Origin of the sequence: Pseudomonas sp. CCI3.1, from assembly GCF_034313985.1 — a bacterium.
Classification (GTDB): domain Bacteria; phylum Pseudomonadota; class Gammaproteobacteria; order Pseudomonadales; family Pseudomonadaceae; genus Aquipseudomonas; species Aquipseudomonas psychrophila.
Genome location: NZ_JAVIWO010000001.1, coordinates 2,846,995 through 2,857,665 on the forward strand (window position 1 = coordinate 2,846,995; position 10,671 = coordinate 2,857,665).

11 protein-coding genes and 1 pseudogene are annotated in these 10,671 nt (G+C 59.6%); 8 read left to right on the forward strand and 4 right to left on the reverse strand.

Going from position 1 to position 10,671, the window contains the following annotated elements; all coding sequences use genetic code 11:
- Window positions 1-74: 74 nt before the first annotated feature.
- Genes RGV06_RS12895 through RGV06_RS12920 form a run of 6 tightly spaced genes read left to right on the forward strand, consistent with a single transcriptional unit; the run spans window position 75 to window position 4,588 of the window.
- Entirely contained in the window at window positions 75-533 is a 459-nt protein-coding gene (locus tag RGV06_RS12895; protein ID WP_046809131.1) for a DUF3261 domain-containing protein, read from the forward strand.
- The gene (locus tag RGV06_RS12900) at window positions 530-1,717 is read left to right on the forward strand and encodes a beta-ketoacyl-[acyl-carrier-protein] synthase family protein (RefSeq protein WP_322150148.1); all 1,188 of its coding nucleotides are present in this window, start codon (window positions 530-532) and stop codon (window positions 1,715-1,717) included. Before RGV06_RS12895 ends, RGV06_RS12900 begins: the two co-directional genes overlap by 4 nt.
- Entirely contained in the window at window positions 1,714-2,181 is a 468-nt protein-coding gene (locus RGV06_RS12905; protein ID WP_019825302.1) for a hotdog family protein, read from the forward strand. Before RGV06_RS12900 ends, RGV06_RS12905 begins: the two co-directional genes overlap by 4 nt.
- The gene (fabG, locus tag RGV06_RS12910; protein WP_019825301.1) at window positions 2,174-2,902 is read left to right on the forward strand and encodes a 3-oxoacyl-ACP reductase FabG; all 729 of its coding nucleotides are present in this window, start codon (window positions 2,174-2,176) and stop codon (window positions 2,900-2,902) included. The genes RGV06_RS12905 and fabG overlap by 8 nt, the downstream gene beginning before the upstream one ends.
- A complete protein-coding gene (locus RGV06_RS12915) occupies window positions 2,902-4,128 on the forward strand; it encodes a beta-ketoacyl-ACP synthase (RefSeq protein ID WP_322150149.1) in 1,227 nt (408 codons plus the stop codon). Before fabG ends, RGV06_RS12915 begins: the two co-directional genes overlap by 1 nt.
- Before the next feature lie 19 nt (window positions 4,129-4,147).
- Window positions 4,148-4,588, forward strand: coding sequence for a hypothetical protein (locus tag RGV06_RS12920; protein ID WP_048352356.1), 441 nt, complete (start codon window positions 4,148-4,150; stop codon window positions 4,586-4,588).
- Window positions 4,589-4,705: 117 nt separating this feature from the next.
- On the opposite strand, the pseudogene RGV06_RS12925 reads toward RGV06_RS12920, so the two are convergent.
- Window positions 4,706-4,849 (reverse strand): annotated as a pseudogene (locus RGV06_RS12925) (DNA-binding protein); the annotation flags it as partial.
- A 403-nt stretch (window positions 4,850-5,252) separates the two neighbouring features.
- On the opposite strand from RGV06_RS12925, the gene RGV06_RS12930 reads away from it, so the two are divergent.
- The gene (locus RGV06_RS12930; RefSeq protein ID WP_322150150.1) at window positions 5,253-5,435 is read left to right on the forward strand and encodes a DUF6124 family protein; all 183 of its coding nucleotides are present in this window, start codon (window positions 5,253-5,255) and stop codon (window positions 5,433-5,435) included.
- Window positions 5,436-5,568: 133 nt separating this feature from the next.
- Here RGV06_RS12930 and RGV06_RS12935 read toward each other — a convergent pair whose 3' ends face one another.
- Window positions 5,569-6,468, reverse strand: a complete 900-nt coding sequence (locus RGV06_RS12935) for a LysR family transcriptional regulator (RefSeq protein WP_048352355.1) — start codon at window positions 6,466-6,468, stop codon at window positions 5,569-5,571.
- A gap of 152 nt (window positions 6,469-6,620) precedes the next feature.
- On the opposite strand from RGV06_RS12935, the gene RGV06_RS12940 reads away from it, so the two are divergent.
- Window positions 6,621-7,868 carry an MFS transporter gene (locus tag RGV06_RS12940; RefSeq protein ID WP_416194578.1) on the forward strand — a complete coding sequence of 416 codons (1,248 nt, stop codon included), beginning with the start codon at window positions 6,621-6,623 and terminating at the stop codon, window positions 7,866-7,868.
- Between the two features lie 68 nt (window positions 7,869-7,936).
- On the opposite strand, the gene hemE is transcribed toward RGV06_RS12940, so the two are convergent.
- Entirely contained in the window at window positions 7,937-9,004 is a 1,068-nt protein-coding gene (hemE, locus tag RGV06_RS12945; protein ID WP_019825290.1) for a uroporphyrinogen decarboxylase, read from the reverse strand.
- 230 nt (window positions 9,005-9,234) lie between these two features.
- The gene (locus RGV06_RS12950; RefSeq protein ID WP_019825289.1) at window positions 9,235-10,653 is read right to left on the reverse strand and encodes an FAD-dependent oxidoreductase; all 1,419 of its coding nucleotides are present in this window, start codon (window positions 10,651-10,653) and stop codon (window positions 9,235-9,237) included.
- Window positions 10,654-10,671: the final 18 nt, after the last annotated feature.

The window sequence follows — 10,671 nt, forward strand, 5'->3', positions numbered from 1 at the left end:
CCGTTTTTTTGAAGGCCCTGCGGTCCTTATCGCAGCCTGCGGCAGCGGCTACAAGAATCGGTGTCGCGCTGTGGATGTGCTTGCTCCTGTTACTGGCTGGCTGCACCAGCTTGCCGCTGCCCAGGCACACCCCAACCCTGGACTTGCCCATGCAGTTGCATATCCAGCGCGAACAGGCCGATCAGCGTCAGGACTGGTTGCTGGTGATCCAGCAAGAAGAAGCCGGGCTGCGCTGGTCATTGATGGACCCACTGGGCATTCCTCTGGCACGTCAATTGTTGCAGGACGGCACCTGGCACGCCGATGGTCTGTTACCGCCCAATCCCGAAGCCCGCGAGCTGTTCGCGGCGTTATTGTTTGCACTGACGCCAGAGGCGCAGCTGTCGAATAATTATCCACAGGCAACATCCGAATCTGATCTGCGATTCATGGAACAACGCTGGCAAGTGCAGTACCTGCAACCCCGGGTCTTTCGCATCGATATGAAGGGCGATCTGCACTACCGGATCACCCCCCTGGAGACCGCGCCATGACTGCTTACCTCAATGCCCTGGGCGTGGTCTGTTCGCTGGGTCGCGGCAGCGATGAAGTCGCGCGCAAGCTGTTTGCCGGTGACTGCTCGGGCATGCAGCGTCAGAGCGGCTGGGTGCCCGAGCGCTCGATGACCCTCGGCGCGGTCAGTGGCGAGCTGCCTGCAATCGCGGCTGAACTCAACCCGCAAAGCAGCCGCAACAATCAGTTGCTGCTCGACGCCGCGCTGCAGATTCGAGACGACATCGAACAGGCGATTCAGACTTTCGGCCGCGAGCGCATCGCCGTAGTGCTGGGGACCAGCACCTCGGGTATCGATGAAGCCAGCCGGGGCATTGCCCACTACCTGCAACATCAGCAGTTCCCCAGTGATTACGCCTATCAGCAGCAAGAGCTGAGCGCACCGGCCACGTTCCTGGCGGACTGGCTGAACATCAATGGGCCGACCTATGTGATTTCTACCGCCTGCACTTCCAGCGCCCGTGCCCTGATGAGTGCTCAGCGACTGCTGGACATGAACCTGTGCGACGTGGTGCTGTGCGGCGGTGTCGACACACTGTGCAAGCTCACGCTCAACGGTTTTTCATCGCTGGAAGCCGTGTCGGATGAACGCTGCAATCCGTTTTCGGCGAACCGTCACGGCATCAACATCGGTGAGGCGGCGGTTCTGTTTGTGATGAGCAAGCAACCTGCAGGCACTCACTCCATCGCCCTGCTCGGCGCGGGCGCCAGCAGTGATGCGCATCATATTTCCGCCCCTGAACCTTCCGGGCGTGGCGCAGCTCAAGCCATGCACAAGGCCCTGAGCCGTGCGGGTTTGCAGCCCGATCACATCGGTTATCTGAACCTGCATGGCACCGCCACCCAGCACAACGACGCGATGGAAAGCCACGCAGTGACGCAGGTCTTCCCCGAAGGCGTGCCGTGTTCATCAACCAAACCCATGACCGGTCACACGCTGGGTGCGGCCGGAGCACTGGAAGCCGCCTTTTGCTGGTTGAGCCTCACCCACGGTGATGCCCTGCCCCCGCACATCTGGGACGGCCAGCCTGATCCGGCACTGCCTGCGCTGAGCTGGGTAACGCCCGGACAAACCCTGGCCCCGGCTCCACAACGCTGCCTGATGAGCAACTCGTTTGCCTTCGGCGGCAATAACGTCAGCCTTATTATCGGAGACGCCCCATGATTGACTGGCCGCTCGCCGAACTTTTGCCTCACGCTGGCGACATGATCCTCATCGATCAGGTACTGGCGTTTGATGAAGAGCAGATTCAAACCCGACTCACCGTGCACGCAGGCGGCTTGTTCAATCGCGAAGACGGCAGTCTGCCCGCGTGGGTCGGTATTGAACTGATGGCACAGAGCGTGGCTGCCTACGCCGGTTGTCGCGCTCGCCTGCAAGACCGTCCCGTGGAGCTGGGCTTTTTGCTCGGCACCCGCAAATTTGAATGCAACGTCGAACACTTTCCCCTCGGTGCCCAACTGCACATCCACGCACTGCGCTCGCTGGAAGACGACAACGGCATGGGCGTGTTCGAGTGCCACCTCACCGGCCCCGGCATTCATGCCAGCGCCCGCCTGAACGTGTTCCGTCCGCCCCAGGCTGAAAACTACCTTGCTCAAGCATCCCAGGAGACCCGCCATGACTGAGTCCATTTTGGTCACAGGCTCCAGCCGTGGCATCGGCCGCGCCATTGCCCTGCGTCTGGCGCAAGCCGGTTTTGACCTGGTGCTGCATTGCCGCAGTGGCCGCAACGAAGCCGACGCCGTCATGGCACAAGTCCAGGCATTGGGCCGCAGCGCACGAGTGCTGCAATTCGACGTGTCGGATCGCGCCCAATGCAAAGCCATACTCGAAGCCGATGTTGAAACCCACGGTGCCTATTACGGCGTCGTGCTCAACGCCGGGCTGACCCGCGACGGTGCGTTCCCGGCCCTGAGCGAAGACGATTGGGACGTCGTGATGCGCACCAACCTCGACGGTTTCTACAACGTGCTGCACCCGGTAATGATGCCCATGATCCGTCGCCGTGCTGCCGGGCGCATCGTCTGCATCACTTCGGTATCGGGCTTGATCGGCAATCGCGGCCAGGTCAACTACAGCGCCTCCAAGGCGGGCTTGATCGGCGCCGCCAAGGCCCTGGCCATCGAACTGGGCAAACGTAAAATCACCGTCAACTGCGTTGCGCCAGGGTTGATCGACACCGCCATGCTTGACGAAAACGTACCGGTAGAAGACCTGATGAAAATGATCCCCGCCCAACGCATGGGCACCCCGGAAGAAGTCGCCGGGGCGGTTAACTTTTTGATGTCGGCCGAAGCGGGTTACATCACCCGTCAGGTGCTGGCCGTCAATGGAGGCTTGTGCTGATGAAGCGCGTCGTCGTCACCGGCATGGCCGGCATCACCTCCCTGGGCTGTGACTGGGCCAGCATCGAAGCCAACTGTGTGGCCGGGCGCAGTGGCATTCGGCGCATGGACGAGTGGGACCGTTTCACCGAACTCAACACACGACTGGCCGGGCCTATTGATGACTTTGCGGTGCCCGCGCACTGGACCCGCAAACAACTGCGCAGCATGGGCCGCGTCTCGCGCCTGGCCGTTGGCGCAGCGGAGATGGCGTTGCAGGATGCCGGCTTGCTGGGCAACCCGATCATTCGTGACGGGCGCATGGGCGTGGCCTGCGGCTCGTCCACCGGCAGCACCGATGAGATCAAGGCATTCGGCAATATGCTGCTCAACTCCGTGGCGGACGGCCTCAATGCCAACAGCTATGTCCGCATGATGCCGCACACCACGGCGGCCAATATCAGCATTTTCTTTGGCCTGACCGGGCGCCTGATCCCCACGTCCAGCGCCTGCACCAGCGGCAGCCAGGGGATCGGTTACGCCTACGAGGCCATCAAGTTCGGCCGCCTGCCCCTGATGCTCGCGGGCGGTGCAGAAGAACTGTGCCCCACCGAAGCCATGGTGTTTGACGCCCTCTACGCCACCAGCCTGAAAAACGACGCACCGCACACCAGCCCGCGCCCCTATGACAAGGGCCGTGACGGCCTGGTCATCGGCGAAGGCGGCGGCATGCTGGTGCTTGAAGAACTGGAACATGCACTGGCCCGTGGCGCGCATATCCATGCTGAAATCGTCGGATTTGGCAGCAACGCCGACGGCCAGCATACCACCCGCCCGGAAGTCAGCACCATGCGCCGGGCGATGGAGCTGGCACTGGAAGATGCGGGGATTGGTGCGGATGCCATCGGCTACGTAAACGGCCACGGCACCGCCACTGAACAGGGCGATATTGCCGAGACCCTGGCCACCCGCGAGCTGTTCGGCACACACATGCCCATCAGCTCCCAGAAAAGCTATCTGGGCCACACCCTGGGCGCCTGTGGCGCGCTGGAATCGTGGTTCAGCATCGAAATGATGAACAGCGACCGCTACCTGCCCACGCTCAACCTGGATGAAATCGACCCCCGTTGCGGCGAACTGGACTACCTGCGCGACGGATTGCGCGTCATGCACAACGATTACGTGATGAACAACAACTTTGCCTTTGGCGGGGTCAACACCTCGTTGATCTTCCGTCGCTGGGTTTAACACCTCTGGAGCCAATGGAATGCCTTACTTGCTGCGTATTACCCTGATAGCCCTTGCCCTGCTGGGCACCGTGTCCTGCACCAACAAACCCATTCAGAACCCGGACCGCACGTTGCATGCCTCGATCCACAGCGATCGCGCGCAGATGCAGCAAGCCATCGTCAAAGCCCTGGTCGGGCGTGGCTGGACGGTGCAAAAAATCACCCCGCAACTGGTGCAGGCGCAGATCACCGTGCGCGAGCAATACCACGCTGAAATCGACATTCCGTACAGCGCCAACCATTACCGTATCCAGTACCGCGACAGCAGCGGCCTGGACTACAAGGACGGCAAGATCCACAAGAACTACATCCGCTGGGTGCGCCTGCTGGACCGCGATATCGTGCGCGACCTCAAGGACAACCAGAATGAACGCACGGCCAAACAGCTGTCTGAAGCGGCGCTGGTAAAACCGTTGTAAGCCTCAGACATGACAAAGGCGCCTTTCGGCGCCTTGTTTACAAACAGACTGCTGTTATCGCACGGTGTCTGTCCGGCTCTGGGATGGCTGGTTATCCAGGGTCTTCAGAGTCTCACCTGCCTTGGCAACCCTGCCCAGTGCTTTGGCAATGAAGGCGGGATCATCACCCGCTTCATCCCTGCAGGCTTCAAGATAGTGCCCAATATCTTCTTCCGTTTTAAGGAATTCAGTACTGTCCCAACGAGTGAAATGCTCAGTCACAAGTCTTTCTCCTTCCAGGTTTTGGCAATCAACCGCGCGTGTTTGACTGCTTTTATCGCCAGCGCACGATAAATGATCCATTGATGACCTTGCGCGAGAGCGATCCCTTTCCTTCGCAGGACTATTCCTAGACAATTCCTGGGCCTTGCGCCTGTCTCTTTCGATGGCTAGCCTGCGGTTCGTCACTCCTCATGGGTGACCGGACGTGCAAGTCCGAATCGAGTAAGGAACTTGGATTATCACCGCCAAATAACCCAATTTTATGGCGGCTGTACGTGGGAGGTCTTCGGGCCTGCCGGAAATAAGTGCCTCTCGACCGGTCTTGCACACCCGCGTACAGCTGCCACCCTCTTTGTGTGCAAGCAAATGGTGAAAGCTCTTATTTAATGAGAGGAAATAAACCATGACTCACACACACGATCACGAACAAACCCTCGAACACACCGAAGAGCTGCTGCGTTGCGCCATTGCCACGGCCTATGCGTCGGCCGATAACCTGCAAGGCCTCAACCGCGATGTGGCGCTGGCAGTGGTGCATCTGATTCATCAGGTCAAAGCGTCTGTGGATAAGTTGATGGCCTGCTAGGCACGACCTGAATGTGGATTTGCTCGCGGACAAGCCCGGGCCTGAACACAGTTCTCTGTGGGAGCGGGCTTGCTCACGATTGGATCGATACGGTTTGCCTGAAAAGCCGCAGTGCCTGAATCGAGGGCAAGCCCTAAACCCTGGCCACCGTTTTACGGGTCAGTAAATCCGCGAACGCATTTGCCATCGGTGAGTTATTACCCTTGCGCTGCACCAGCCACACCGCCGTATTGGCATCCGGATCAAGCAGCGGCCGATAGACCACGCCCTTGATGCGCATGTGCTGGAACGACGCCGGCAACACCGACACCCCCAGCCCCGCCGATACCAGCCCGATGATGGTCATGGCTTCACCCGCTTCCTGTGAAAAGTGCGGGCTGAAACCCGCCTGGCGCGCCAGGCTCAATAACTGCGCATATAAACCGCTGCCATAACTGCGCGGGAAGAACACAAAAGGCTCATCCGCCAACGCCGCCAACTGCAAGCCATGCTCACTGCCTTCAGCCAAGGGGTGATCGGCGCGGATGACCGCCACCAGCGGCTCACGAAACAACTCCACGGCGCTTAACGACTCAGGCAACGCCAGCGGACGCATGATGCCGACTTCAATGGTCTCATCCACCAACCCCTCGGCCACCTCGCGACTGCTCATTTCCTTGAGGTTCAGGTGCACCGCCGGGAACGCTTGGCGGAACGCAAAAATGGCCTGGGGGATGCTGGAATTGAACGGTGCCGAGGAGGTAAAGCCGATCTTCAATTCGCCCAGTTCACCCAACTGCGCACGCCGGGCCACATCGGCTGCCTTGTCGACCTGGGCCAGCACCAGTCGCGCCTCTTCCAGAAACAATCGCCCGGCTTCACTGAGCTCAACCCGACGGTTGGTGCGATCAAACAAACGCGCGCCCAGTTCCTGCTCCAGTGCCTGAATTTGCTGGCTCAGGGGCGGTTGCGAGATACCCAGCAACTGCGCTGCACGGCCGAAGTGCAGCTCTTCGGCGACGGCGATGAAGTAGCGCAAATGGCGCAATTCCATACAAGCTCCATTGAGTCGTAAAACCTATCAAACAGGTCGAACAATATATTGGAAAGAATCGTTAGCGGCCTATATTCTTTTGTCATTGCCGCTCGGCTTTACCGCAACTTGAGGTCCCCGTGAAAACTGCTGCTGCACCGCTCGCCCACGAAATCCCGCCATCCGCGCTGGATGATGTTGTCTCTCAACTCAATGATGTGTTTATCGAGAAAGGCACGCCGATGTTTATGCGCACGGTGCTGGCGCTGTTCTCGGGGGGCTTTGCGACCTTTGCGCTGCTGTATTGTGTGCAACCGATGATGCCGGTGCTGTCCCATGAATACGGGATCAGCGCGGCACAAAGCAGTCTGATCCTGTCGGTCGCCACGGCGATGCTGGCCATTGGTCTGCTGATCACCGGACCGATTTCCGATGCTTTTGGGCGCAAACCGGTGATGGTATTTGCGCTGTTTTCCGCGGCGGCCTTTACCTTGCTCAGCGCGATGATGCCGACCTGGGAAGGCGTCCTGATTACTCGCGCCCTGGTGGGCTTGTCGCTGAGCGGTCTGGCCGCAGTAGCGATGACGTACTTGAGTGAAGAAATTCATCCCCAGCACATCGGCTTGGCCATGGGTTTGTACATCGGTGGTAACGCCATTGGCGGGATGAGCGGGCGTTTGATCAGCGGCGTATTGATCGACTTTGTGAGCTGGCACACGGCAATGCTGGTGATCGGAGGCCTGGCGCTGGCCGCCGCGATGGTGTTTGTGAAAATCCTGCCCGAATCGCGCAACTTCCGCCCCCGAGCCATGAACCCCCGCAGCCTGCTGGAAGGCTTCACCCTGCACTTTCGCGATGCCGGGCTGCCGTGGCTGTTCCTCGAAGCCTTCTTGTTGATGGGCAGCTTTGTGACGCTGTTCAACTACATCGGCTATCGCCTGCTGGCTGACCCTTACAACATGAATCAGGCGCTGGTGGGTTTGTTGTCCATTGTCTATCTCTCGGGCATCTACAGCTCCGCGCAGATTGGCGCGCTGGCCGACAAGCTGGGCCGTCGCCGTGTGCTGTGGGCCGTGATTGTGCTGATGCTGGCCGGGATCGCGCTGACCATGCTCGAGCCCATAACGTTTGTGATTATCGGCATGCTGATGTTCACGTTCGGCTTCTTCGGCGCGCACTCGGTGGCCAGCAGTTGGATCGGCCGCCGGGCCATCAAGGCCAAGGGGCAGGCGTCGTCGCTATACCTGTTCAGCTACTACGCCGGGTCGAGCGTCGCAGGTACTCTGGGTGGCGTGTTCTGGCATCTGGCAGGCTGGAACGGTATCGGTTCGTTTATCGTCGGCATGCTGCTGATTGCTTTGCTGGTATCGCTGCATCTGGCCAGGTTGCCGGTGCTGCCGGGGAATGCGAAAAGCGCATAACCCCCGAAACACAGCATAAAAAAAAGCCCGGGACTCAATCGAGACCCGGGCTTTTTTGTGCGCGTTACTTACTGGTGATACTGGCCCGAGAACTCGTGCACCGCGCTGATAAAAGCACCTGCGTGTTCCGGCTTCACTTCAGGGGTGATGCCATGGCCCAGGTTGAACACGTGGCCTGAACCGGTGCCGTAGCTGGCCAGGATGCGCTTGACCTCGGTGCGGATCGCCTCCGGGTTGGCGTACAGCACGGTCGGGTCCATGTTGCCTTGCAGCGCAACCTTGTTGCCCACACGCTTACGGGCTTCGCCCAAGTCGCACGTCCAGTCCAGACCCAGGGCGTCAGCGCCTGCATCGGCAATGCTTTCAAGCCACAGACCGCCGTTCTTGGTGAACAGGATGACCGGCACTTTGCGGCCTTCGTGCTCGCGGATCAGGCCGCTGACGATTTTGCGCATATAGGCCAAAGAGAACTCCTGGTATGCCGCAGACGACAGGTTGCCGCCCCAGGTGTCGAAGATCTGGACCGCTTGGGCACCGGCCATGATCTGGCCATTGAGGTAGGAGGTCACCGACTGCGCCAGCTTGTCGAGCAGCAAGTGCATGGCCTGCGGGGTGTCATAGAGCATGGCCTTGGTTTTGCGGAAGTCCTTGGAGGAGCCACCTTCAACCATGTAGGTGGCCAGGGTCCACGGGCTGCCAGAGAAGCCGATCAGGGGCACGCGACCATTCAGCTCTTTGCGAATGGTGCTGACGGCGTTCATCACGTAGCCGAGATCTTTTTGCGGGTCGGGAATCGGCAGTGCTTCGATGTCGGCCAGGGTGCTGACAACTTTTTTGAAGCGCGGACCTTCGCCGGTTTCGAAGTACAGGCCTTGGCCCATGGCATCGGGGATGGTCAGGATGTCGGAGAACAAGATGGCCGCATCCAGCTGCGGGAAGCGGTCCAGAGGCTGCATGGTGACTTCACATGCGAATTCGGCGTTCTTGCACAGGCTCATGAAATCGCCGGCCTTGGCGCGGCTGGCACGGTACTCCGGCAGGTAGCGACCGGCCTGACGCATCATCCAGACAGGCGTTACGTCTACGGGTTGCTTGAGCAAAGCGCGAAGGAAACGGTCATTCTTGAGAACAGTCATGTCAGCATCCGGAAAAAAAGTGGGGGCATTTTCTCAGAGACGGACGCAAAAGGCACGGCAAGTGCCGTGCCTTTTATCTATCGGGGCGATTTGACGCGGTGTAACACCGTATTTGGCAACACGGTGAAACAACTGTGGGAGCGGGCTTGCTCGCGATGCAGACAACTCGATTGATCAGCAGATCGGGTTGATCCCATCGCGGGCAAGCCCGCTCCCACAGGGGGATTGGGCTACACGCCCAGGTAATCCATGATCCCTTCAGCCGCAGTACGGCCTTCGAAAATCGCGGTCACAACCAAGTCCGAACCGCGCACCATGTCGCCACCGGCAAAAATCTTCGGGTGACTGGTCTGGTGCTTGAACTTCGACTGCTCGGGCGCAATCACGCGGCCCTGGCTGTCGGTCTGGATCTCGAACTGCTCGAACCATGACGCCGGGCTCGGGCGGAAACCAAAGGCGATGATCACGGCGTCTGCCGGGATGATCTCTTCAGAACCCGGAATCGGCTCAGGGCTGCGTCGGCCACGGGCATCCGGCTCGCCGAGACGGGTCTCGACCACCTTCACGCCTTCAACCTTGCCTTCACCGACAATGGCAATCGGCTGACGGTTGTAAAGGAACTTCACGCCTTCTTCCTTGGCGTTCTTCACTTCTTTACGGGAGCCGGGCATGTTGGCTTCGTCACGACGATAGGCACAAGTCACCGATTTGGCGCCCTGGCGAATCGAAGTACGGTTGCAGTCCATGGCCGTGTCGCCGCCACCGAGCACCACAATCTTTTTGCCTTTCATGTCGACGAAGTCTTCCGGCGATTTTTCAAAGCCCAGGTTGCGGTTGACGTTGGCGATCAGAAAATCCAGTGCATCGTGCACGCCTGGCAGGTCTTCACCGGCAAAACCACCTTTCATATAGGTGTAGGTGCCCATGCCCATAAAGACGGCGTCGTACTCGGCCAGCAGCTCTTCCATGCTGATGTCTTTGCCGATTTCGGTATTGAGACGGAACTCGATACCCATGCCGGTGAACACTTCGCGACGGTGGCTCAGGACGGTTTTTTCAAGTTTGAACTCCGGGATACCAAAGGTCAGCAGACCGCCGATTTCCGGGTTCTTGTCGAAGACCACCGGTGTCACACCGCCACGCACCAGTACGTCGGCACAGCCCAGGCCCGCAGGGCCCGCACCGATGATGGCCACACGCTTGCCGGTCGGTACGACCTTGGACATGTCCGGGCGCCAGCCCATGGCGAACGCGGTGTCGGTGATGTACTTCTCCACCGAACCGATGGTCACCGCGCCGAAACCGTCGTTAAGGGTGCAGGCACCCTCGCACAGGCGGTCTTGCGGACACACCCGGCCACAGACTTCGGGCAAGGTGTTGGTCTGGTGCGACAGTTCGGCGGCGGCGAGGATGTTGCCCTCGGCCACCAGCTTGAGCCAGTTTGGAATGAAGTTATGCACAGGGCATTTCCATTCACAGTACGGGTTACCGCAACCCAGGCAGCGGTGGGCCTGCTCGGCCGACTGCTGGGGTTTGAAGGGTTCGTAGATTTCCACGAACTCTTTTTTGCGTTGACGTAACAGTTTCTTCTTCGGATCTTTGCGCCCGACATCGATGAACTGGAAGTCGTTACTCAGACGTTCAGCCATTGTTAAAACCTCATCAAA